The organism is Rhizobium sp. AG855, assembly GCF_003610655.1.
Classification (GTDB): Bacteria; Pseudomonadota; Alphaproteobacteria; order Rhizobiales; family Rhizobiaceae; genus Allorhizobium; species Allorhizobium wuzhouense.
In genome coordinates this window covers 1,779,588-1,802,404 of sequence record NZ_RAQG01000003.1, presented here as the reverse complement: position 1 = coordinate 1,802,404, position 22,817 = coordinate 1,779,588, and the positions used below count along the sequence as shown (strand labels likewise).

24 protein-coding genes and 1 pseudogene are annotated in these 22,817 nt (G+C 62.8%); 18 read left to right on the top strand and 7 right to left on the bottom strand.

Going from position 1 to position 22,817, the window contains the following annotated elements; translation table 11 throughout:
• Positions 1-35 precede the first annotated feature (35 nt).
• From nagZ to DFO46_RS08750, 11 genes are all read left to right on the top strand, one after another.
• A complete protein-coding gene (gene nagZ, locus DFO46_RS08800; protein WP_120277044.1) occupies positions 36-1,061 on the top strand; it encodes a beta-N-acetylhexosaminidase in 1,026 nt (341 codons plus the stop codon).
• 71 nt (positions 1,062-1,132) lie between these two features.
• Entirely contained in the window at positions 1,133-1,930 is a 798-nt protein-coding gene (locus DFO46_RS08795; protein ID WP_245422607.1) for a ScpA family protein, read from the top strand.
• Positions 1,931-1,936: 6 nt separating this feature from the next.
• Complete coding sequence (gene scpB, locus DFO46_RS08790) at positions 1,937-2,671, top strand: SMC-Scp complex subunit ScpB (protein ID WP_245422538.1); 735 nt, start codon at positions 1,937-1,939, stop codon at positions 2,669-2,671.
• A gap of 93 nt (positions 2,672-2,764) precedes the next feature.
• The gene (locus DFO46_RS08785) at positions 2,765-3,892 is read left to right on the top strand and encodes an ABC transporter ATP-binding protein (RefSeq protein ID WP_110793179.1); all 1,128 of its coding nucleotides are present in this window, start codon (positions 2,765-2,767) and stop codon (positions 3,890-3,892) included.
• A 12-nt stretch (positions 3,893-3,904) separates the two neighbouring features.
• On the top strand, positions 3,905-4,114 hold the full coding sequence (locus DFO46_RS08780; RefSeq protein ID WP_110793178.1) for a twin-arginine translocase TatA/TatE family subunit: 210 nt from the start codon (positions 3,905-3,907) through the stop codon (positions 4,112-4,114).
• A 111-nt stretch (positions 4,115-4,225) separates the two neighbouring features.
• Positions 4,226-5,023 (top strand): Sec-independent protein translocase protein TatB, encoded by a 798-nt coding sequence (tatB, locus tag DFO46_RS08775; RefSeq protein ID WP_120277042.1) that lies wholly within the window; start codon positions 4,226-4,228, stop codon positions 5,021-5,023.
• Positions 5,020-5,829, top strand: coding sequence for a twin-arginine translocase subunit TatC (gene tatC / locus DFO46_RS08770; protein ID WP_120277041.1), 810 nt, complete (start codon positions 5,020-5,022; stop codon positions 5,827-5,829). Before tatB ends, tatC begins: the two co-directional genes overlap by 4 nt.
• Before the next feature lie 108 nt (positions 5,830-5,937).
• Positions 5,938-7,221, top strand: a complete 1,284-nt coding sequence (gene serS, locus DFO46_RS08765) for a serine--tRNA ligase (protein WP_120277040.1) — start codon at positions 5,938-5,940, stop codon at positions 7,219-7,221.
• 22 nt (positions 7,222-7,243) lie between these two features.
• Positions 7,244-8,014 carry a 5'/3'-nucleotidase SurE gene (surE, locus tag DFO46_RS08760; protein WP_120277039.1) on the top strand — a complete coding sequence of 257 codons (771 nt, stop codon included), beginning with the start codon at positions 7,244-7,246 and terminating at the stop codon, positions 8,012-8,014.
• The gene (locus DFO46_RS08755) at positions 8,011-8,664 is read left to right on the top strand and encodes a protein-L-isoaspartate(D-aspartate) O-methyltransferase (protein ID WP_110793173.1); all 654 of its coding nucleotides are present in this window, start codon (positions 8,011-8,013) and stop codon (positions 8,662-8,664) included. The genes surE and DFO46_RS08755 overlap by 4 nt, the downstream gene beginning before the upstream one ends.
• 184 nt (positions 8,665-8,848) lie before the next feature.
• Positions 8,849-10,390 carry a peptidoglycan DD-metalloendopeptidase family protein gene (locus tag DFO46_RS08750; protein ID WP_120277038.1) on the top strand — a complete coding sequence of 514 codons (1,542 nt, stop codon included), beginning with the start codon at positions 8,849-8,851 and terminating at the stop codon, positions 10,388-10,390.
• A 56-nt stretch (positions 10,391-10,446) separates the two neighbouring features.
• Here the strand turns inward: DFO46_RS08750 and DFO46_RS08745 are convergent, their stop codons facing one another.
• Positions 10,447-11,319 (bottom strand): ATP-binding protein, encoded by an 873-nt coding sequence (locus DFO46_RS08745; protein ID WP_120277037.1) that lies wholly within the window; start codon positions 11,317-11,319, stop codon positions 10,447-10,449.
• A 207-nt stretch (positions 11,320-11,526) separates the two neighbouring features.
• On the opposite strand from DFO46_RS08745, the gene yajC reads away from it, so the two are divergent.
• From yajC to DFO46_RS08720, 5 genes are all read left to right on the top strand, one after another.
• A complete protein-coding gene (gene yajC, locus DFO46_RS08740; protein ID WP_120277036.1) occupies positions 11,527-11,874 on the top strand; it encodes a preprotein translocase subunit YajC in 348 nt (115 codons plus the stop codon).
• 64 nt (positions 11,875-11,938) lie between these two features.
• On the top strand, positions 11,939-14,494 hold the full coding sequence (gene secDF, locus DFO46_RS08735; protein WP_110793169.1) for a protein translocase subunit SecDF: 2,556 nt from the start codon (positions 11,939-11,941) through the stop codon (positions 14,492-14,494).
• A gap of 4 nt (positions 14,495-14,498) precedes the next feature.
• Positions 14,499-14,897: an Mth938-like domain-containing protein gene (locus DFO46_RS08730; RefSeq protein WP_110793168.1), complete on the top strand. Its 399-nt coding sequence runs from the start codon at positions 14,499-14,501 to the stop codon at positions 14,895-14,897.
• A gap of 31 nt (positions 14,898-14,928) precedes the next feature.
• Positions 14,929-15,774: a phytoene/squalene synthase family protein gene (locus tag DFO46_RS08725; RefSeq protein WP_120277035.1), complete on the top strand. Its 846-nt coding sequence runs from the start codon at positions 14,929-14,931 to the stop codon at positions 15,772-15,774.
• A 96-nt stretch (positions 15,775-15,870) separates the two neighbouring features.
• Complete coding sequence (locus DFO46_RS08720; protein WP_120277034.1) at positions 15,871-16,317, top strand: hypothetical protein; 447 nt, start codon at positions 15,871-15,873, stop codon at positions 16,315-16,317.
• Positions 16,318-16,341: 24 nt separating this feature from the next.
• Here the strand turns inward: DFO46_RS08720 and trmFO are convergent, their stop codons facing one another.
• The 3 genes from trmFO to tyrS all read right to left on the bottom strand — a co-directional run bounded on the left by trmFO (position 16,342) and on the right by tyrS (position 19,556).
• Positions 16,342-17,751: a methylenetetrahydrofolate--tRNA-(uracil(54)-C(5))-methyltransferase (FADH(2)-oxidizing) TrmFO gene (trmFO, locus tag DFO46_RS08715; RefSeq protein ID WP_120277033.1), complete on the bottom strand. Its 1,410-nt coding sequence runs from the start codon at positions 17,749-17,751 to the stop codon at positions 16,342-16,344.
• Between the two features lie 143 nt (positions 17,752-17,894).
• A complete protein-coding gene (locus tag DFO46_RS08710) occupies positions 17,895-18,038 on the bottom strand; it encodes a DUF1127 domain-containing protein (RefSeq protein ID WP_082511209.1) in 144 nt (47 codons plus the stop codon).
• 261 nt (positions 18,039-18,299) lie between these two features.
• Positions 18,300-19,556 (bottom strand): tyrosine--tRNA ligase, encoded by a 1,257-nt coding sequence (gene tyrS, locus DFO46_RS08705; protein ID WP_120277032.1) that lies wholly within the window; start codon positions 19,554-19,556, stop codon positions 18,300-18,302.
• Between the two features lie 138 nt (positions 19,557-19,694).
• Between tyrS and DFO46_RS08700 the strand changes: the two are divergent.
• Both DFO46_RS08700 and DFO46_RS24125 read left to right on the top strand, forming a co-directional pair.
• Positions 19,695-20,810 (top strand): annotated as a pseudogene (locus tag DFO46_RS08700) (anhydro-N-acetylmuramic acid kinase); the annotation flags it as partial.
• Positions 20,796-21,356 carry a GNAT family N-acetyltransferase gene (locus DFO46_RS24125; RefSeq protein WP_245422606.1) on the top strand — a complete coding sequence of 187 codons (561 nt, stop codon included), beginning with the start codon at positions 20,796-20,798 and terminating at the stop codon, positions 21,354-21,356. The pseudogene DFO46_RS08700 and the gene DFO46_RS24125, both read left to right, overlap by 15 nt.
• Here the strand turns inward: DFO46_RS24125 and DFO46_RS08695 are convergent.
• Genes DFO46_RS08695 through DFO46_RS08685 form a run of 3 tightly spaced genes read right to left on the bottom strand, consistent with a single transcriptional unit; the run spans position 21,284 to position 22,817 of the window.
• On the bottom strand, positions 21,284-22,153 hold the full coding sequence (locus DFO46_RS08695) for a patatin-like phospholipase family protein (protein WP_120277030.1): 870 nt from the start codon (positions 22,151-22,153) through the stop codon (positions 21,284-21,286). The two genes, DFO46_RS24125 and DFO46_RS08695, sit on opposite strands and share 73 nt — an antisense overlap.
• A 32-nt stretch (positions 22,154-22,185) precedes the next feature.
• Positions 22,186-22,395, bottom strand: coding sequence for a toxin-antitoxin system HicB family antitoxin (locus DFO46_RS08690; protein WP_110793161.1), 210 nt, complete (start codon positions 22,393-22,395; stop codon positions 22,186-22,188).
• Entirely contained in the window at positions 22,392-22,817 is a 426-nt protein-coding gene (locus tag DFO46_RS08685) for a putative toxin-antitoxin system toxin component, PIN family (protein WP_120277029.1), read from the bottom strand. Before DFO46_RS08685 ends, DFO46_RS08690 begins: the two co-directional genes overlap by 4 nt.

Here is a 22,817-nt window from a genome sequence, read left to right as displayed (position 1 = left end):
TTCGGCTTTCCTCTGACCCCCGGTATGATTCGCCCATGATCCAGACGTCTTCTCCTGCCAAAGCCATGATCCTCGGTTGCCTCGGTCAGCGCCTGACCGCAGACGAGAAGGCCTTTTATCGCGATGAACAGCCCTGGGGCTTCATCCTCTTCGGCCGCAATATCGGCGAGGCCGAGCAGGTGAAGGATCTGGTCGCGGAGATGCGCGAGACGGTGGGTGGTCGCAATGCACCCGTCCTGATCGATCAGGAAGGCGGGCGCGTTCAGCGCATTCGCGAGCCGATCGCGCCACGTTATCCCTCTGGCGCCGAACTCGGCGCAGTCTATGATGCTGACGCGGAAAGGGGCCTGCGGGCTGCCTGGCTGATGTCGCGCCTGCATGCCTTCGATCTCTACCGGCTCGGCATCAATGTCGATTGCCTGCCGGTGCTCGACGTCCCGATTGCAGGGGCCAGCAATGTCATCGGCAACCGCGCCTATTCGAATGATCCGCATGTGGTGGCGCTGATGGGGCAGGCGGCTGCGGATGGTTTGAAGGCCGGCGGCGTGTTGCCGGTCATGAAGCATATTCCAGGCCATGGGCGTGGCATGGCCGACAGCCATCACGATCTGCCTGTCGTCACCGTGCCGCGCGCCGAGTTGGAGGCGCATGACTTCGTGCCGTTCAAGGCGCTCGCCAACGAACTCATGGGCATGAGCTGCCATGTCGTGTATACCGACATCGACCCGGATTTCCCGGCCTCGACGTCACGCATCGTGACCGAGGAGATCATCCGCAAGGCCATCGGCTTCGAAGGGCTCCTGATGTCGGACGATATCTCGATGAACGCGCTACAGGGCACGATCGGCGAACGGGCCGTCCGCATCGCGGCCGCTCTGGACGTGGTCCTGCATTGCCATGGCCATATGGACGAGATGCAGGCGGTTGCCGCCGCCGTGTCGGAACTCTCCGGCAAGGCGCGTGCGCGGGCGGACGCCGTGGAAGCGGCCTTCACCGCGTCCGACGATGCCGACGAGCAGGCGCTGCGCGACGAGTTTGAAACCTTGATGGCGGTCTCCTGATGGTGCGTGGTCCTGTCCATCCGACTGTCATCAACCGGCCCTCGAACGCCGAAACGCCGGCGCCGACGCCGATGGACAGCCTGTGGCAGGACACCGCCGAAGATCGGGCCGCAAGCGACCCGGCTTTGCTGATCGACGTCGCCGGCTTCGAAGGTCCGCTCGACCTCCTGCTCTATCTTGCCCGCAACCAGAAGGTCGATCTGGCACGCATCTCGGTGCTGGCGCTGGCCGAGCAGTATCTGCTCTTCATCGAAAGCGCCCGGCGCATTCGCATCGAGCTGGCGGCCGATTACCTCGTGATGGCCGCCTGGCTCGCTTATCTGAAATCGCGCCTGCTCATTCCCCAGCAGGCCAAGGACGAAGGACCCTCGGGTGAGGAGATGGCGGCCCAGCTCGCCTTCCGCCTGAAACGTCTGGAGGCGATGCGCGACGCGGCCTCGCGGCTGATCAACCGCAATAGGCTGGGCCGCGACGTCTTTGCCCGGGGCGCACCCGAGCATGTGCCGGCCCGCGCCGACAGTGCCTATGAGGCCAGCCTCTACGATCTGCTCTCGGCTTATGCGTCGCTTCGCCAGCGCCAGGCCGTGACCCAGGTGACGATCGAACGGCGGCGCGTGTGGTCGCTGGCCGATGCGCGCGGCATCCTGACCCGCATGATCGGCGAGATCGGCGACTGGACGGCCTTGGATCAGTTCCTGATCCGCTTACTGGCGTCGCCTGAGGATCGCGTCACCGCGATCGCGAGCGCCTTTGCCGCATCCCTCGAACTGGTCCGCGAAGGGCGGCTCGAAATTCGCCAGGACGGCCCCTTCCAGCCGATCTACATGCGCGGCGGTCCGAAGGCCGAAGCCCTTCATGCGGTCGAGTGAGGGACGATGAGTGACGTTGACGCAGTGCCCGTGACTGACAGGGCCGATGACGAGGACGAAATCGTCATCGATGAGGCGAGCATTGCCCGGCATGAGGCGGAAGCGCTGCGGATCGCCGAAGCCCTGGTGTTTGCCTCTGCCCAACCGGTGTCGACGGGTTTTGTCGAGGAGCGCCTGCCGCGCGGCATCGACGCGCGCGCGGTGCTTCACAAGCTGAAGGACGAGTATGCCGGTCGCGGCGTCAATCTCGTCCAGGTCGACGACCACTGGGCGTTTCGCACGGCAGCCGATCTCTCCTTCGCCATCCGTAAGGACGAGACCGAGGTCAAGAAGCTCTCCCGTGCCGCCCTCGAAGTGCTGGCGATCATCGCCTATCATCAGCCGGTGACGCGCGCCGAGATCGAGGACATCCGGGGTGTGCAGACCTCGAAGGGCACGCTCGACGTCTTGATGGAGGCCGGCTGGGTGCGCTTTCGTGGCCGCCGCCGCTCGCCCGGCCGCCCGGTGACGCTGGGCACAACCCGCGATTTCCTCGACCACTTCGGCCTCGAGGAACTGCGCGATCTGCCCGGTCTCGAAGAGTTGAAGGGGGCAGGGCTGCTCTCCGGCCGCATCCCGGCCAACTTCAACATCCCCATGCCGCTCGGCTCCGACGACCTCACCGACGAGGAGGACCCGATCACCCAGCTCGATCTGGAAGAGCTCGGCCTCTTGACTCCGGGCGGTGAAGCAGAGGAATAGGGTCAGCTTTTAATTGGTAACCGGCTTTTCCCGGACCCAGCCCGTCCGGCCCTGCCGTCGCGGTAAGGGTGGGGCGGCCGCGCGGACGATGGAATGAACCCAGCGAAGACCAGGCACGGAAACGGTCAACGGACGGCGGGCGTGACATTTGCTGCCCGTCTGACATTCGAGGACATCCGACATCGCTATCACGGCAAGGAGACCATTCGCGGTCTGTCGCTGACGGCGGAGCCGGGTGAGGTGCTGTGCCTGCTCGGTCCATCGGGCTCGGGCAAGACGACGCTTTTACGCATCGCGGCCGGCATCGAGGCACAGACCAGCGGTCGGGTGCTGATCAACGACCGGGAAGTGGCCGGCCCCGGCTCGTTCCTGCCGCCGGAAAAGCGCGGCATCGGCCTGATGTTTCAGGATTTCGCCCTTTTTCCCCATATGAGCGTGCTCGACAATGTCCGCTTCGGCCTGACGGCGCTGCCGGCGAAGGAGGCGATTGCCGAGGCGGGCGTGGCGCTGGAGCGGGTGGGGCTGTCGCATTATGCCGACAAATATCCGCATGCGCTTTCCGGCGGTGAACAGCAGCGCGTGGCACTCGCCCGTGCCCTTGCGCCACGACCGAGCGTGCTTCTGATGGACGAACCGTTTTCCGGCCTCGATTCGCGGCTGAAAGACACGGTGCGCGCCGATACGCTCGCAATTCTTCGTGAAACCCGCGCGACTGCTGTCGTCGTCACCCATGATGCCGAAGAGGCCATGCGCATGGCCGACCGCATTGCATTGCTGAAGGATGGACGCCTCGTCCAAGTCGGCACCTCCGACGATCTTTACCGCCGTCCGCGCGATATTTTCGCGGCGGCCTTCTTCTCCGAGATCAATGAATTTTCCGGCCGGGTGGCCGGCGGCCGCGTCGAGACCCCCTTGGGCAGCGCCGATTCCGGCTCCATTGCCGAAGGGGCGGAGGTGGCGGTGGCGGTGCGTCTGTCGGGGCTTTCCGTGCGGGAGAGTGGTGGGCCGATCCCGGCGCGGATCGTCGCCCGGCGTTTCCTCGGGGTGGTCGAACTTCTCGATCTCGCCGTGCCCGGCACCGAGTCGCCGGTGCGCGCGCGGATCCGTGCGGACATGTTGTCGCCGGGCGTCCGCGACGTAACGATTGCGGTTGAGCCCAAGGACATTTTGGTGTTTGAAAAGACAACGGAAACCCCCTACATCGGGGAAACGACAATCTAAGGAGTGGCAGGCATGGGTTCGTTTAGCATTTGGCACTGGATCATCGTCTTGGCGATCGTCCTGCTTCTCTTTGGCCGTGGCAAGATCCCCGAACTGATGGGCGACGTCGCCAAGGGCATCAAGAGCTTCAAGAAGGGCATCAGCGACGAAGACGACAATGATGCGCCGTCGACGACCTCTTCGTCGAAGACCGTTGACCACAAGCTCGACGAGACCAAGTAAGCGATCTTTGTCTGACGGATTACGGGTGGCCCTTCGGGCCGCCCGCATAGGTATGGGATAGGCCGCGGACGTCCAGGACGACGACACGGCGCGGCATCAGGAGCCCGTTGAATGCTGGATATTGGCTGGACCGAGCTATTGGTGATCGCCGTGATCCTGATCGTGGTGGTCGGTCCCAAGGACCTTCCTCCGATGATCCGCGCCTTCGGCAAGATGACGAAGCGCCTGCGCCAGACAGCGGGAGAGTTCCGCGCCCAGTTCGACGAGGCGCTGCGCGAGGCCGAACTCGACGACCTGAAGAGCACGGTCAACGACTTGAAGTCGCTCAACCCGACGAATTCGATCCGCGAAACACTCAATCCGCTCCGGCAAATGGGCCAGGACATCAAGTCCGACCTGCAGAAGTCGTCTCGCATCGATACCCCGACCCCGGCATCCTCGTCGATGGCGGCGGCAGCTGCGGGTGTGAGCCCGACGGAAAACTCCATCCTTCCCGATCTGCCGACCGGTGCTGCCACTGTCCCGCCGGATCTCAGCCCGGCGGCTGCGCCTGTGACGGCGGCCGCCCAGAGCGAGCCGGCCTCCGCCGTTCCCGTGCCGCCGGCATCGAAGAAGCCGCGCAAGGCGTCGACGGCAAAGGCAGCCGCAGCCGTTGGTGAAACGGCTGCTGTTCCTGCTTCCGCAGCCGGTAAAGTGTCGAAGCCCCGGGCCTCGGCCTCGAAGGCCGTCGTCGCCGCGCCTGAGGTTCTGCCGGTGGCAACCAGCGTCAAAGCGGTCAAAGCGAAGCCGGCATCGGCCAAGCCTCCGGCCGCGAAATCCGGCGCAAGCAAGCGTGTTGTGGCCGAAGCCGCGCCTGCCGCACCCGTGGCCCGCAAGCCGCGCCAGAAGAAGAGTGAGGACCGCGCATGAGCGGCGACATCGACGACAAGCCGCAGCCGCTGATCGAACACCTGATCGAACTGCGCACCCGGCTGATCTGGGCGCTCGGTGCCTTCTTCGTGGCGTTCCTGGTATGCTTCTATTTCGCCAAGCCGCTCTTCAACCTGCTGGTCGTGCCCTACAAGTGGGCGGTGGTCTGGGCAGGTCTCGATGTGACCAAGGCGGAGCTGATCTACACAGCACCGCAGGAATTCTTCTTCACCCAGGTGAAGGTGGCGGCCTTCGGCGCCATGGTCATCGCTTTCCCGGTGATCGCCTCGCAGGTCTACAAGTTCGTGGCGCCGGGCCTCTACAAGAACGAGCGGGCGGCCTTCCTGCCGTTCCTGATCGCGTCGCCTGTGTTGTTCCTGATTGGCGCTTCGCTGGTCTATTTCTTCTTCACGCCGATGGTGATGTGGTTCTTCCTCGCCATGCAGCAGAGCCCCGGCGAGGGCGAGGTGGCGATTTCGCTGCTGCCCAAGGTTTCGGAATATCTGAGCCTGATCATGACGCTGGTCTTTTCCTTCGGCCTCGTCTTCCAGCTTCCCGTCATCACCACGCTGCTGGTGCGTGTCGGCATCCTGGAAAGCCAGTGGCTCGCCGACAAGCGCAAGTACTTTATCGTCGTGGCCTTCATTGTCGCAGCTGTGCTCACGCCGCCCGATCCGCTGTCCCAGATCGGTCTTGCACTGCCGACAATCCTTCTCTACGAGGTGGCTATCTACGCGGCGCGACTCGTCGAACGGAACCGGGCCAAGGCGGAAAGCGCCGAGGTGGTGGAGACCGAGACGGAGTAGGCGGCAGAAACGGCCGCCGAGCCACCGCTTCAACCCATGCCGACATGGGGCCGGACGTGGCCGCCGGCCAGCTCCGATCCCGGTCGAAACTCAAGACCTGGAACGACGATGCTCGATATCAAGTGGATCCGTGACAATCCCGAGGCCCTGGACGCGGCGCTTGCCAAGCGCGGCGCAGAACCGCTGGCGGCCTCCCTGATCGCCCTCGACCAGAAGCGCCGCGCGGTCGCCCAGTCGATGCAGGACATGCAGTCGCGCCGCAATGCGGCTTCCAAGGACATCGGCGCCGCCATGGCGCAGAAGAATATGGAGCTTGCCGAAAAGCTGAAGGCCGAAGTGGCCTCGCTCAAGGACACGTTGCCGGCAGCCGAAGAGGAAGAGCGCCAGCTCACCGCCGAGTTGAACGACGCGCTCTCGCGCATCCCGAACATTCCCCACGACGACGTTCCCGTTGGCAAGGACGAGCACGACAACGTGGTTGCCCGCGTGGTTGGTGAAAAGCCCATGTGGAACCACAAGCCGCTCGAGCACTACGAAATCGGAGAAGCGCTCGGCTACATGGATTTCGAGCGCGCCGCCAAGCTGTCTGGCGCCCGCTTTACCGTTTTGACGAGCCAGCTTGCGGGGCTCGAGCGCGCGCTCGGTCAGTTCATGCTCGACCTTCACACGAGCGAACACGGCTACACGGAAGTGTCGTCGCCGCTGATGGTGCGCGACGATGCCATGTATGGCACCGGCCAATTGCCGAAATTTGCCGAAGACCTGTTCAAGACCACCGATGGCCGCTGGCTCATTCCGACGGCCGAGGTGACGCTGACCAACCTCGTTGCCGGTGAAATCCTCGACCAGGAAAAGCTGCCGCTGCGCTTCACCGCACTGACCCCGTCCTTCCGTTCGGAAGCAGGTTCGGCGGGCCGCGACACGCGCGGCATGCTGCGCCAGCATCAGTTCTGGAAGTGCGAACTCGTCTCGATCACCGATGCGGAAAGCTCTGTTGCCGAGCATGAGCGCATGACGGCCTGTGCCGAAGAGGTGCTGAAGCGGCTCGGCCTGCATTTCCGCACCATGACGCTCTGCACCGGCGATATGGGTTTTGGCGCGCGCAAGACCTATGACCTTGAGGTCTGGCTGCCGGGCCAGAACACCTATCGCGAAATTTCGTCCTGCTCGGTCTGCGGCGATTTCCAGGGGCGTCGCATGAATGCCCGCTACCGCAACAAGGAAGAGAAGGGCACGACCTTCGTGCACACGCTGAACGGGTCTGGCACGGCCGTCGGTCGATGCCTGATCGCGGTGATGGAGAATTATCTGAACGAAGATGGTTCGATCACTGTCCCGGACGTCCTGCTGCCCTACATGGGCGGTCTGAAGAAGATCGAGAAGGCGGCCTGATCACGCCGCGACCGGAGTGGCCATGCGCATTCTGCTGACGAACGACGACGGTATCAACGCTCCGGGGCTTGTTGCCCTGGAGGCGATTGCTCGAAGTCTCTCCGACGATGTCTGGATCGTGGCCCCCGAGACCGACCAGAGTGGATTGGCGCATTCGCTGACGCTCTCGGAACCGCTGAGGCTGCGCGAACTCGGCGAAAAGCGCTTTGCCCTGCGCGGAACGCCGACCGATTGCGTCATCATGGCAATCCGCAAGGTTCTCGACCGCAAGCCCGATCTGGTTCTCTCAGGCGTAAATGCCGGCGCGAACCTTGCCGACGACGTGACATATTCGGGAACTGTGGCGGGTGCCATCGAAGGCACGGTGCACGGCGTGCGCTCCTTCGCCTTGAGCCAGGCCTATAGTTACGAGGCGGGCGCGCCCATTCCTTGGCATGTCGCCGAGACGCTGGCGCCGGACCTGTTGCGCAAGCTGATGAAGGTCGACCTGCCACCCGGCACCTTTCTGAACCTGAATTTTCCCCATTGCGAGCCGGAAGAGGCCGATGGTGTGGAGGTGACGGCCCAGGGCAAGCTGGAATTCGGCCTTTCGGTCGAGGAGCGCCATGACGGGCGAGGCCTGCCGTATTTCTGGCTGCGATTCGGCGACCGCAAGGGCAATTACCGCGCCGGCACCGACATTCACGCCTTGCGCGCGAAGAAGGTGTCCGTGACGCCGCTCAAACTCGACATGACCGATTACGCCGTCCAGGACGCAATCGCACAGGCGGTCGGGCAGGAGGATCTCGGATGAGATCGGCGCTTCTCGAACGGGAAGGCTTCGCTGCCCTGGTGCTGCGCCTGCGCGCCGAAGGCGTGACCAATCTCGATCTCCTGACGGCTGTCGAGCAGACGCCGCGCTCGGCTTTCGTGCCACCGGAATATGCGGCGAGCGCCTATTCGAGTCGCTCCATTCCGATCGAATGCGGGCAGTTCATGGAAGGGGCGGACCTCACAGTGAAGCTGCTCAGCCAGCTGCAGGTCAAGCCCGGACACCGCGTGCTGGAAGTCGGAACCGGCAGCGGCTTCATCACGGCGGTGCTCGCAAGGCTCTCCGAGCGGGTCATCTCCATGGAACGCTACAAGACCCTGATCGCCGGTGCGCAGCGGCGGCTCGAGACCCTGGGGCTGCGCAACGTCATCCTGCGCCAGGCCGATGGTGCAAATGGTCTGCCGGGCGAGGGGACCTTTGACCGCATCTTCGCAACGGCGGCTTATCCGTCCATGCCGCGCTTCTATGCCGAGCAGCTCGTTTCGGGTGGCATGCTGCTTATTCCCCTGATGGTCGATGAGACCCGCTGCATCATGGTACGCCTCACCAAAACCGGCAGCCGCTTCGAGCGCGAGGACCTCTTCGAGGTTCCCTTCCTGCCGCTGCAGCAGAAGATTGCCCGGCATCTGTGAGCCGCATCACAGCCTGAAATCGGTCATATTCTCCCAAAATCCAGGGTTTTTTACGCGCTTCCGGACGTCTGCATATCTGCGCCTTGTCGAATTAGTTCATGCGGAGTCAGCCGGGTTAACCGACCAGTAATACTAACGCGCTTTAATGATCCCACTTCAATTTGTGTCATATGTGGGTCGAGTCATGCGTAAAAGTGTATCGCCAAAAACTGGACTGCCGATCGTCCGCGTATGCGGCGCAATGGTCCTGGTAGGCGCCCTTGCCGGTTGCAGCTCGGATGCTTCGCGCTTCACTTCGGTCTTTTCCACCGACAATCTGACGACGGCCTCCATTCCGCGCGGTCGATCCCCGCTGCGCGAACAGCCTCCGGTGCCAGCCGAAAACATCGGCGGTGGCGGTGGCTATGGCCAGCAGCAGGCCATGGCGCAGCCGATGCCGGCCCCCACGTATCAGCAGAACACCTATCAGCCGGCCGCAGCCCGCGCCGCAAGCACGCCGGCTGCCGTCCAGCGTGCCGAGCTGTCCGCTCCGTCGGGCATGGCGGCTCCCGCCTCCAGCAACAATTCCGAGCGTGCCCAGGCGCTGGCGCAGCCATTCCCGTCAATGCCATCCGGCAACGGCACCCAGACCGCAGGCCTCGGTGCGCCGCCGCAAAATCTCGCAGAACCCAGCGTCACTGGCTCGACCCCGAAGGCGGGGCAGTGGTCGACGGCCAAGGCGACGCGTGTCACCCTGCATCAGGGCGAAACCATCGGCACGCTCGCCAACAGGTATGGCGTGCCCGAGCGCGAAATCCTGAAGGCCAACGGCCTGACTCAGTCCTCCGACGCGGCAACCGGCCAGCTCGTGGTCATTCCGAGCCTCGCCGGCGGAAACGCCGCCCGTGCTGCAGCCGATGCCAACGGCATTCCGGATGGCGGCAAGCCGGGTCTGCCCGACGGTCAGCAGCAGAATGTTGCCGTCCTGCCGACGGTACCCGGTGCGCGTGATAAGCAGCAGACCTCGACGCTCGCCGCAACCGGCAAGACCGCGACTGGGGCCGGCACCGGCACCTATGTCGTCAAGCCGGGCGATTCGATCGCCCGCATCGCCCAGCAGCATGGTGTGACGGCGGCCGAACTGAAAAAGGCGAACGGCCTCACCACCGGTGCGATTCGCATCGGCCAGACCCTGACCCTGCCGGCAAAGGCCAGCCAGGCGGCCGCCACACCGGTTGCCGCTGATCCGGTCAAGACCGCTTCGGTTCCGGCATCTGGGCAGCCCGCAGAATACAAGGCGCCTGCCGCCACGAAGTCGGTCTCGGAAGTCGCTTCGGTCGATCCGGAATCCTCTGCTCCGCAGGCAACGGGCATCGGCAAGTATCGCTGGCCGGCACGGGGCGCCGTCATCGCCAACTTCGGTTCGAACATCGACGGCAAGCGTTCCGACGGTATCGCGATTTCTGTCCCGACCGGTACACCGATCAAGGCCGCAGAAAACGGCGTCGTCATCTACGCCGGCAATGGCCTCAAGGAGCTCGGCAACACGGTTCTGATCCGCCACGACGACGGCAAGGTCACGGTCTACGGCCATGCCGACAGCCTGTCGGTCCAGCGCGGCCAGAAGGTTCAGCGTGGCCAGACGATCGCCACCTCGGGCATGAGCGGCAATGTCACCCGCCCGATGCTGCATTTCGAAGTCCGCAAGGATGCGGCTCCGGTCAATCCGATCACTTATCTGGAATAGGTTTTGCGTACCAGGTAATGGCCAAAGGCCCGGGTTCGTCCCGGGCCTTTTTCGTTTCACGCGTTGTCTGTGGAGATCCGCAGGCGACCGGCGAGGTCCTGGATATATTGCCAGGCGACACGGCCGGAGCGGCCGCCGCGCGTCGTCGCCCATTCGAGCGCCTCATGATGCAGCTCTGCCTGGGGCAGGGGCAGCTTGAAGTGGGCCGCATAGCCGTCGATCATCGTCAGATAGTCGTCCTGGCTGCATTTGTGGAAACCGAGCCACAGACCGAAACGGTCCGACAGCGAGACTTTCTCCTCCACGGCTTCCGAGGGATTGATGGCCGTCGACTGCTCGTTTTCCATCATGTGGCGCGGCAGGAGGTGCCGGCGGTTCGACGTGGCATAAAAAAGGACATTGTCCGGCCGGCCCTCTATGCCGCCGTCGAGCGCTGCTTTGAGCGATTTGTAGGCGGTGTCGTCATGGTCGAAGGACAGGTCGTCGCAGAAGACCAGGATGCGATAGGGAGCGGCCTTGAGGATATCGAGCAACCCCGGTAGCGAGGCAATGTCCTCGCGGTGGACTTCGATGAGCTTGACGGCGGCGCCGGTTGTCGCCCTGATGTCGGCATGCACGGCCTTGACCAGCGAGGACTTGCCCATGCCGCGCGCACCCCAGAGCAGCACGTTGTTGGCCGGGAAACCCTGGGCAAAGCGCAGCGTGTTGTCGTGCAGGATGTCACGCACATGATCGACGCCGCGGATCAGGGAGAGCGCGACCCGGTTCGGCCGTTTCACGGGCTGCAGGTGCTGGCGGGTGGCGTTCCAGACAAAACAGTCGGCCGCCTCCCAGTCATCCGCGACGGGGGCGGGGCCCGCCAGTCGTTCAACCGCATTGGCAAGCCGCGTTACTTCGGCAAGCAGCGCCGCCATCATCTGATCAGCCATCATGTCCTCCAAGCCCGGTGAAATCGGAGCTTTGCCTGTCTGGGGACGCGGTATCACGAGCATTTGCGCACAGAAAGTGTAAGGACCGGGAAAATGGTACGCCTTCGCGCTGTTTCTGTTGCATTCATAGGCCCGGTTACTATATTCCGGCGACCTGAACGGGGGGTGCCCGAGCGGCGCTTACACTTGTCTTCATAGGAGTTTCACATGTTTGTCACGCCAGCCTTTGCCCAGGACGCGACGGGTGCTACCGGCGCCATGGGGTCGGGTTTCGAGATGCTTCTGCTCTTCGCACCGCTGATGGTCGTCTGGTACTTCTTCCTGATCCGTCCGCAGCGCGCGCAGATGAAGAAGCGTGAGGAAACGCTTTCGACCATCCGCCGCGGCGACCAGGTCATCATGGGTGGCGGCATTGTCGCCAAGGTGACCAAGGTGGTCGACGACAAGGAACTCGAAGTCGAAATCGCCGATGGCGTGAAGGTTCGCGTTCTGCGCCAGTACATCGCGGAAGTCCGCGTCAAGGGCGAGCCGGTCAAGACCGAAACGGCAGCCTGATCCCCCGCTTGGGCCGGCACTGCGCCGGCCTTTGCTCTTTTTCCGCCTATTTTCCGAGAGTTCCATGCTTCACATTTCCCGCTGGAAGACTGCGTTCATCTGGTTGACCGTCCTGGTCAGCATTCTGATTGCCATACCGAATGTCTTCTCAGACGAGACGCTGAAGTCCTTCCCGTCGTGGCTGCCGACCAACAAGGTCACGCTCGGCCTCGACCTGCAGGGCGGCTCGCATATCATGCTGAAGCTGGAGCGCCAGGACATCGTCAAGGAACGGTTGGAAACGATCGTCGGCGATGTGCGCACGCAGCTGCGTGATGCCAATATCCGCTATACCGGGCTGTCCGGCGTCGGCCAGCAGATCCAGGTTCGCATCTCCGATACGGACAAAGTCGCTGCTGCCGTCGAGGCCCTGACCTCGCTCACCACGCCGGTGAGTGTCGGCGGCCTGACCGGTGGGTCGGTCACGGAAGTGACGATGGAACAGGCAGAAGACGGCCTGCTGCGCCTGACGCTGACCGATCCGGGCATCGACTACCGCGTTTCCTCCGCACTGACACAGTCGATGGAAGTCGTCCGTCGCCGCGTCGACGAACTCGGCACCACCGAGCCGTTGATCCAGCGCCAGGGCGAAGACCGCATCATCGTCCAGGTGCCGGGTCTGACCGATCCGCAGCGTCTGAAGTCTCTGCTCAACCAGACCGCCAAGCTGTCCTTCCGCATGGTGGACACCTCGATGCCGGTCACGGAAGCGATCAACACCCGCCCGCCGGCCCAGTCGGAAGTGCTCTATTCGACCGATGATCCGGCCGTGCCTTATCTGGTCGAGAAGCGCGCGCTGATCTCGGGTGAAAACCTCGTCGACGCGCAGGCGTCGTTCGACCAGCGTTCGAACGAGCCGGTCGTCAGCTTCCGCTTCGACAGCCGCGGCGCCCAGCGCTTCGCCCAGGCAACGCAGCAGAATGTCGGCCGTCCCTTCGCCATCATCCTCGATGACCAGGTCATTTCCGCTCCTGTGATCCGCGAACCTATTCTCGGCGGTTCAGGTCAGATCTCGGGCAATTTCTCCGTTGAAGGGGCAAACGACCTGGCCGTACTTCTGCGCGCCGGTGCATTGCCGGCAACGCTGACGGTCGTCGAAGAACGCACCGTCGGTCCGGGCCTTGGCCAGGATTCGATCAATGCCGGCGTCACCGCCAGTATCCTCGGCGCGCTTGCCGTCGTCGCCTACATGATGGTCTTTTACGGGACCTTCGGCCTGATGGCGAACATCGCGCTCACGGCCAACATCATCATGATCATGGCGGCGCTGACGCTGATCGGCTCGACGCTGACGCTGCCGGGTATCGCCGGTATCGTGCTCACCATGGGTATGGCCGTCGACTCCAACGTTCTGATCTATGAGCGCATCCGCGAGGAAGCGCGCAACGGCCGGTCACTGATCCAGTCGATCGACATCGGCTTCAAGAAGGCCTTTGCGACCATCGTCGACGCCAACCTGACGACCCTGATTGCAGCCGTGGTTCTGTTCTTCCTCGGCTCCGGCCCGGTGCGCGGCTTTGCCGTGACGCTCTCCATCGGTATCGTCACCACGGTCTTCACCGCCTTTACCATGACCTTCTGGCTGATGGCGCACTGGTATCGCTGGAAGCGTCCGAAGTTCATCCCGAAGAGCGTTCGCACCGGCTTCTTCGACAACCGCAACATCCGCTTCATGGCGATGCGCAAGATCAACTTCGCAGCCGCCATGCTGATCTCGATCGCTTCGGTGATCGGCTTCTTCACTGTCGGCATGAATCTCGGCATCGACTTCAAGGGTGGCTCGATCATCGAGGTCAAGGCACGCCAGGGCGCGGCGGACCTGTCCGATATCCGCGAACGGCTGAGCCAGTTGAACCTCGGCGAAATCCAGGCTCAGGGCTTCGGTGACGACAGTAGCGCGTTGATCCGACTGCAGGCGCAGGACGGCGGCGAGAATGCCGAGCAGTCGGCCCTTGCAAAGGTCCGAGGCGAACTGGAAGCCGAATACGATTTCCGCCGTGTGGAAGTTGTCGGTCCCTCGGTGTCGAGCGATCTCACCTACACCGCCACTCTTGGCGTGGCCGTGGCGCTGCTCGGGATCCTCATCTACATCTGGTTCCGCTTCGAATGGCAGTTCGCGCTGGGCGCCATCATCGCCACCCTGCATGACGTCATCTTCACGCTTGGCCTGTTCGTGCTGACCGGGTTCGAATTCAACCTGACCAGTATCGCGGCCATCCTGACGATCATCGGTTATTCGCTGAACGACACCGTTGTCGTCTACGACCGCATGCGTGAAAATCTGCGCCGCTACAAGAAGATGCCGCTCGACGTGCTGATCGACGAATCGATCAACCAGACGCTGTCGCGAACGGTTCTGACGGCAGGTTCCACCTTCCTGGCTCTGCTTGCTCTCTACATCTTCGGTGGCGAAGTCATCGCCTCCTTCACCTTCGCCATGCTCGCCGGTGTGGTCATCGGGACCTTCTCGTCGATCTACATCGCGGGTCCGGTGCTGATCGCCTTCAAGCTGCGCCCCGAGACCTTCCAGAAAGGCGACGAGAGCGACGCCGACAAGGCTGCCGCGAAGGCGGGGGCCTGAGCCGATGATCTTCGGTTTCGGAGATAAGGGCATCGTCAAGCGCGATGCCCATTTCCCCGGCCGGCCGGTGATCGATTCCTATGGCAATGGCGGTTTTCGTTTTGCCGACATGTCCCACAAGGGCTCTCTTCTCCTGCTGCCATCCGGTGTCTACGGCTGGGATCAGACGGAAGAGGAGCCCCTGACAGTCCGATCCTTCGAACGTGTGTTTGCCGAGACGGGCATCGAATTCCTCATTGTTGGAACGGGCCAGCAGCTTCGGCTGATCGACCCGGCCGTGCGGGCCGCGCTCAAGGAGAAGGGCATCGCCAGCGATCCGATGGGAACCGGCGCTGCGCTGCGCACGTATAACATCATGCTGGCCGAAGAGCGGCCGGTCGCAGCGGCTCTGATTGCCGTCTGAACAAGCCCCCGAAAGGTGCCCCGTGAGCGAAATGAAGCCGGACAATGAGGCGCTGTGCCTCGCAGCCCTGCGCGATTTCGACCGCGACCGTTATCTCGCGGCACTGCTGACACCGGCGGAAAAGCGCGCATCCATCGTCGCGCTCTATGCCTACAACGCCGAACTCGCGAGGGTCCGCGAACTTGTCCGTGAGCCGCTGCCCGGAGAGGTGCGCTTGCAATACTGGCGTGACCTCCTCCAAGGTTCCGGCCATGGCGAGACGGCGGCCAATCCGGTCGCGGCCGAACTGCTGCGGGCGATCCGGGATCACGGATTGCCTGTTGCCGCACTCGTCGCGATGGCCGATGCCCGCATTTTCGATCTCTACGACGATCCCATGGAATCAACGCAGATGTTCGAAGGCTATGCCGGAGAAACGTCGGCGTCTCTCATCCAGCTCGTGTCGCTTGTGCTTGATGCGAAGGCAGCCGAGGGCGCGTTCGACATCGTCGGTCATGCCGGCGTAGCACTGGCGGTGGCCGGCGCACTTCTGCTGCTGCCGGTCCACAAAGCGCGCGGCCAGGTTTACCTGCCGCTGACGATTCTCTCGGCAGCCGGTCTCGATCGTGAGAGTTTCCTGCAAGGCGCAGATCCTGCGCGGCTGAAGGCGGCCATCGAGGCCTTTGCCGGCTATGGCCTGGACCATTTGCGCCAGGCGCGGGCGGCGGGGGCGATCCCGAAGGGCCTGCTGCCGGCCTTTCTGCCTGTGTCCCTGGCGTCGGGCGTCCTCAAACGCGCCGCGCGCAATGGTGGCTCGGCACTCTCCCACGACTTCCGCGCGCCGCAATGGCGCCGTCAGCTGGCGATGCTGCGGCTCCTGGTGACCGGTCGCCTGTAGGCGAGGTGGCGGATCTGCCAGTGGTCACGTTCGCGCAAGCCTGGGCGTTTATGCGGGAGCGGATATGAACTGCGACTGTGGAGCCGCGAGCCGATCATGGTGACCTGGGGTATCGTATTGGCGCTTGTCGGCGTCCTCGCCTACTTCTCTTCCCGCATGGCGCGTCAGCAGGACGCCGACGGCCTCCAGGATATGGGGCTGGCGATCATGGAATTCGGCCGGGCCTTTCCGCAGGAGGCGATCCGCAGCCTGCATGCGACGGTCGACGGCAAGGCGGTTTTCGTCCGCCTGCACGACAACAAGGCCGGCTTCATGCGCAATATGCGCAGCCACTATGCCTGCCATTTGATTGAACCCGGCACGGTGCGCGTGCGCGATCTCGGCAATGGCAAGAGCTTCGCGGTCGAATTTCTCGAAGCACCATTCCACAACGGCGAATTCCGCTTTGCAACGGCCGCTGAAGCGGCCGAAGTCTCGCTGTGGCTGCTGGGGAATTATGTCGGTCCGGCCGATCGCGAGATCGAGGCTCTGCCGAGCGCCTGAGGCACCCGGCAGAACTGATCGGTGTCAGGCGCGGCCGAGCCACGCCTTGCAGTCTTCAAGAGCCCGTGCTGCCACCAGCTGGCGCTTCATGATCGTCTTGTCCTTGCCACGGAAGCGCTTGACGCCCTCCGGCTTGACGATCGAGCCCGGCTCCAGCTCCGGAAACAGCCCGAAATTGATGTTCATCGGCTGGAACGAGCGCTTGCCCGGCTCCTCGTCCGAGACGATATGGCCGCCGGTGATGTGGTTGAGCAACGAGCCGAGGGCGGTCGTCGCCGGCGGCAGGCTGATGTCCTCACCCTTGCGCTCAGCGGCTGCGAACCGGCCGGCGAGCAGGCCGATCGAGGCGCTTTCGACGTAGCCTTCGCAGCCGGTGATCTGGCCGGCGAAACGCAGGCCTGGACGGGCCTTCAGCTGCAGGGTCGGATCGAGCAGCGTCGGGGAGTGGATATAGGTGTTGCGGTGCAGACCGCCGAGACGGGCGAATTCGGCGTTTTCCAGGCCGGGGATCATGCGGAAGATCTCGGCCTGGGCGCCATACTTCAGCTTCGTCTGGAAACCGACCATGTTGTAGAGCGTGCCGAGCGCATTGTCCTGGCGCAGCTGCACGACGGCATAGGCCTTGACGGTCGGGTTGTGGGCATTGGTGAGGCCCATCGGCTTCATCGGCCCGTGGCGGAGTGTCTCGCGGCCGCGCTCGGCCATGACTTCGATCGGCAGGCAGCCGTCGAAATAGGGCGTGCCTTCCCATTCCTTGAAACCGACGGCATCACCCTCGATCAACGCGTCGATGAAGGCATTGTACTGGGTCTCGTCGAGCGGGCAGTTGATATAGTCCTTGCCCGTGCCGCCGGGGCCGACCTTGTCGTAGCGCGACTGGTACCAGCAGATGTCCATGTTGATGCTGTCGCGATGCACGATCGGTGCGATGGCATCGAAAAAGGCGAGCGCATCCTCGCCCGTCTTCTCGCGAATGGCTTCGGCGAGCGACGGCGAGGTGAGAGGACCCGAGGCAATGATGGCGAGGTCCCAGGCTTCGGGCGGAAGCCCCGTGACTTCCTCGCGCACGATTGTGATCAGCGGATGGGCGTTGATCTCTGCCGTGACCGCGTCGGAAAAGCCGTCGCGGTCGACCGCGAGCGCACCGCCGGCCGGAACCTGGTGGCGGTCGGCGCAGGCCATGATCAGCGAATTCGCCATGCGCATTTCGGCATGGATGACGCCGACGGCATTGGAGGTTGCATCATCAGAGCGGAAGGAGTTGGAGCAGACCAGTTCGGCAAGGCCATCGGTCTTGTGTGCATCGGTGCCGCGCACGCCGCGCATTTCATGCAGGATGACCGGAACGCCGGCCTGGGCAATCTGCCAGGCGGCTTCGGAGCCGGCAAGGCCGCCGCCGATGATGTGAATGGGGGAGAAGGAGCTATCTGTCATGGGCGGCTTCCTATCACGGACGAGCGGCCAAGGTCCATCGGATCTCGCAGTCGACGGGGCATGCCGATCGCTGCAAGAGAGGTCCTGGAATCAAAAACGGCACCATGCGGTGCCGTTTCAAACCGACTTCAATGCAGTTCCGATCAACGGAAGGAGCGCGAAGCGATATTGCGGATTTCGTAGCGGGTGATGCCGATGTCGTTCAGGGTCTGGCTGGACAGGTTGCCCAGTTCAGCCATCGTGCGACGGTAGCTCATCCAGTTCTTGGCAATGCGGATCGGGTTCATGGTCGTTTCCTCGGTTGTATCTCTTGGCTGATCCTGCGGTGTTTCCCGCATCAGCGATTGATGTTCTTATACGCCCGTAAAACAATATTGTGCAGTGCAAATAATGTGCGACTGCCATGCATTTGTGCATGAGGTTGGCGCGATAAGGAGCAAGTCCAGCTGGCTGCTCAAAAACGCGCCACAGGTTAATCGCTGTTCATGAATGCAGAAAAGCCCGCAATCGCGGGCTTTTCGGAGGTCTGGAAGGTGGGATTCAAGCCGTCAGATCGGCTTGACGAGGATATGCTTCTTTTTGCCCAGCGACAGCTTGATCACGCCATCGCCTGTTAGCTGTGCATTTCCGACAACCATGCGCTCGTCGGAGACTGCAGCGTCATTGATTTTTACCGCACCGCCCTGCACGTGGCGACGGGCTTCACCGTTCGAGGCGGCAAGGCCCGCCTTGACGATCAGTCCGAGCAGGCCGATGCCGGCTTCGAGTTCGCTGGACGCGATTTCGACGGTCGGCAGCGTATCGGCGAGTGCGCCTTCCTCGAAGGTCTTGCGGGCCGTTTCGGCAGCCTGTTCGGCAGCGTCGCGACCATGCAGCAGGGTCGTGACTTCTGTGGCAAGGATCTTCTTGGCCTCGTTGATTTCGGATCCGCCAAGCGCAGCCAGACGGGCGATCTCGTCCATCGGGAGAATGGTGAAGAGCTTGAGGAAGCGCACGACGTCGGCGTCTTCGGTGTTGCGCCAGTACTGCCAGAAGTCATAGACCGCCAAGAGGTCGGCATTGAGCCAGACGGCACCCGAGGCCGACTTGCCCATCTTGGCGCCAGAAGAGGTGGTGAGCAGCGGTGCCGTCAGCGCATAGAGCTGCGGCGTGCCCATGCGGTGGCCGAGGTCGATGCCGTTGATGATGTTGCCCCACTGGTCGGAGCCGCCCATCTGCAGCCGGCAGCCATAGCGCTGGTTCAGTTCGACGAAGTCGTAGGCCTGCAGGATCATGTAGTTGAATTCGAGGAAGGACAGCGACTGCTCGCGGTCGAGGCGCGTCTTGACGCTGTCGAAGGAGAGCATGCGGTTGACCGAGAAATGCCGACCGACATCGCGCAGGAACTCGAGGTAGTTCAAGGGGCGCAGCCATTCGGCATTGTTGATCATCAGGGCGCCGCCCTTCGGACCATTGTTGTAGTCCAGATAATGCGAGAAGCAGCGCTTGATCGAGGCGATATTCTCTTCGATCGTCTCGAGGGTCATCAGCTTGCGCGCCTCCTCCTTGAAGGAGGGGTCGCCGACCATGCCGGTACCGCCGCCCATCAGCGAGATCGGCTGGTGGCCGGTCTGCTGAAACCAGCGCAGCATCATGATCTGCATCAGGTGACCGACATGCAAGCTGGATGCCGTCGGGTCATAGCCGATATAGGCCGTCACGCTTTCCTTGGCGAGCAGGTCGTCGAGCCCCGTTTCATCGGACATCTGATGAATGAAGCCGCGCTCGGAGAGAATGCGGAGGAAATCGGACTTGAACTTCGTCATGACGCTGTTGCTTTCGGGTTCTCTGATCTTTCGGTGGTATTCTTGGAAATCCGCGCGGGCTTTAGCATTGTTTTTTGAATTGTGCACCCGTCTCGGTCATGAATGTCGGCCAAGACGGGTGGTCGAATCGGGTGATGTATGGCGCGGATGAAGACAGCGATCGGGCTGATGAGCGGAACCTCGATGGACGGCATCGACGTGGCACTGGTGCGCACGGATGGCGAGGCTATCGTCGAGCGCGGCCCGTTTCTCTCGGTGCCCTATGAGCCGGCGTTTCGCGAGCGGCTGAAGCAGGCTCTGGACGACGCGAAGGCGATCCGGGAACGCCGGGAACGACCAGGCGATCTCTCCCGTATGGAGAGGGACCTAACGTTACGGCATGCCGAAGCGGTGCGCCTTTTTCTCAAGCATGCGGGATTGTCCGCATCCGACATCGACCTGATCGGCTTTCACGGTCAGACTGTTCTGCATCGTCCGGACGAAGGGCTGACCGTCCAGATCGGCGACGGCGCGTTGTTGGCAAAGGAGACCGGCATTCCCGTCGTCTACGACATGCGCGCCAATGACATGATCCATGGTGGGCAGGGCGCGCCACTGGTGCCGGTCTATCATCAGGCACTGGCGCACCAGATCTCCGGCGATCAATGGCCCGTCTGTTTCGTCAATATCGGCGGCATTTCTAACCTGACCTTTCTCGGCCGCGACGGCACGATTACAGGTTTCGACAGCGGACCGGGTAACACCCTGATTGACCAATGGGTCGAGGCCCATGCCGGCATTCCCTATGACGACGGCGGCCGGATCGCCTCGGAAGGGCAGGTGATCGCGGCGCTTGCCAACCGATATCTCGAAAACCCGTTCTTCTCGGCCAAGACGCGCCGCTCGCTCGACCGCAACGATTTCCGGCCACCGGAAGCGGACGAGGCGGAATTGTCGGATGGTGCGCGCACACTGGCCTATGTCTCGGCCGCAGCGATTCTCAAATCCGCCGCCCACCTGCCGGCGCAGCCGAAGACCTATGTAATCTGCGGCGGTGGGCGGTTGAACCGGACCATCATGGCCGATCTGGCCCGGTTGGCGGGCGAACAGGGCGCCGACGTCCTGTCCGCGGAAGCAACCGGCTTTGATGGCGATGCGATGGAGGCCGAGGCCTGGGCCTATCTTGCCGTGCGGTCTGTGCATGGGCTGCCGCTGACCTTCCCGGGCACGACGGGCGTGACGTTGCCGGTCAGCGGCGGTGTGCTGGCACGCCCCGTGATTCTGGAAACCGAACGTCTGTTGCTGAGCCCATGGGAACGGGGGGATGAAGCCTCTCTTGCTGCTCTTCATGCGACGTCGGAAACGAGCCTCTATGTCGGCGAAGGCGTGCCCTGGAGCCTCGACTACGCGAAAAGACGCATTGATGGGTGGCGCTCCGCGTTTGCCTTACGCGGGCTGGCGACACTTAAGCTTCTGGCAAAGGACGATGGCGCTTTCATCGGGCGTGCCGGCATAAACTGGTACGAGGATGACGGGGCTCATCAGGTCGTCTACTCCATCGCCCGGCATGCCTGGGGACAGGGATATGCGACAGAGATCGCCGCCGCACTCAGAGACTGGTTCTTTGCCCAAGACATAGCTGACCGGCTCGAGGGCATGGCGCATGTCGACAACAAGGCTTCCACCCGCGTGTTGACGACGATCGGCATGACGCCCACCATCCTCAGGCAGGTTCGTGGCGAGCCCTGTCAGTTCTTCGAGATCGATCGGGTGTCATGGGAGCGGGCAAAGGCCAATCCATCCCGCAACCCAACTTCATAAGCATGCCGTATGCCGGCGGCGTCACCCACGGCAAACTTGTTCACCGGAATGTCTTCGCTCGGACCGACCACGATGCGGTTGGGCGCTGATGGCGGTTTGCGGCCATAGCGGGTGGAAAGAAGCAGCGTGCGCCAGCCCTTCTTCTCCACTTCGCGCAACTTCGTCAGCGGCGGATTGTCGACGAGGCCCCCATCGAGATAGGCGCGACCACGCACGCGTCCGATCGGCATAAAGGGCGGGACGGACGAGGTTGCCATCAGCGCATCCACCAGTTCCCCCGGATAGTCGATATTGTGCGTCGATATCCACACTGGCCGCAGGCCCAGCCTTGCGCCGGCCTTGGAATGCACGCCGTCCGTCAGCAGTTTTTCGATCTGGTAGGCTCCGATCGAACCCAGTGCGCCGAATGCACCGGGCATCCAATCGGGCAGTTCGGACAGCTGGATCAGCATGGGCGGGGCGGCCTTCAGGGCTTTCAATTCATCCTCGCCGAATTCGCTGGCGAGCAATTGCCGGAAGAGGGAGCCGACGACGAGAGGGGATTGCCGGCGTCTGAGCGCACGCCAGTCGACGCCGCGATGTCCCTTTTCGGCAAAGGCGAAGGCGGAGGCCCGCACCCGGTCGCCGACGCCGGCGAGAAACATGGCACCGTGATAGGCTCCGGCGGAGACGGAGACGTAGAAGCGCGGATTGAGGGACTGGTGTTCGCTGTAGGCTTTCAGAAACCCGCTCTGCCAGTAGCAGCGGTTTCCACCGCCTGCGAGCCCGACGGCGTCGAAGGAAAGGTCTGAGGTCATTGAAAATCACGTATGTAAATAATGATCACAGGTCAGTCGCGCTGCAGGAGAGCGAGTGCCTCTGCTTCCCGACCTTTGCCACGTTCGGCCATCTCCTGGAACAGGCGGTGGGCGTCATGCTGCATGACCATCTCAGCCGTCATATCGGACAACAGGCGCTCGGGGGTCACGCCTTTTTCAGCCGCGATCAGGTCCACCTTTTCATGGACCTCCGAACTCAGTTCAACGGTCAATGCATTCATGCCCAAAGCCTCCTGGCGGCTGTCTCTGGAGTTTCGATCCTGATGTGCGGAAACCTGAGTTCGGCCCGCTCGAAATCGCGAATGTTCGATGTGACGAGTATATGCGCATTGGCCGAGATTGCCAATTCGAGCAGGTGATTGTCACCGTCATCGACCAGATTGGGACGCCGCTTGAAATAGGCGGTGCGCCAATGGCAGCGTGAGAGGAAGATTTCCAGAAGTGCCGTACGCTCTTGGGAATTCAGTCGGGCGCGCAGGAATGGTTCTGTTCTGGATAAGACGTCACGGTATTCCATCAAAAGTGGACCGGACATGAAAGGGACGAATCGTCCGTCGAAACAAGCCTCGATCACCTTCGAAGCAGGACCCTGGCCGATACAAGCGCTAATGAAAACGTTTGTATCGGCCACGATCCGGATCAT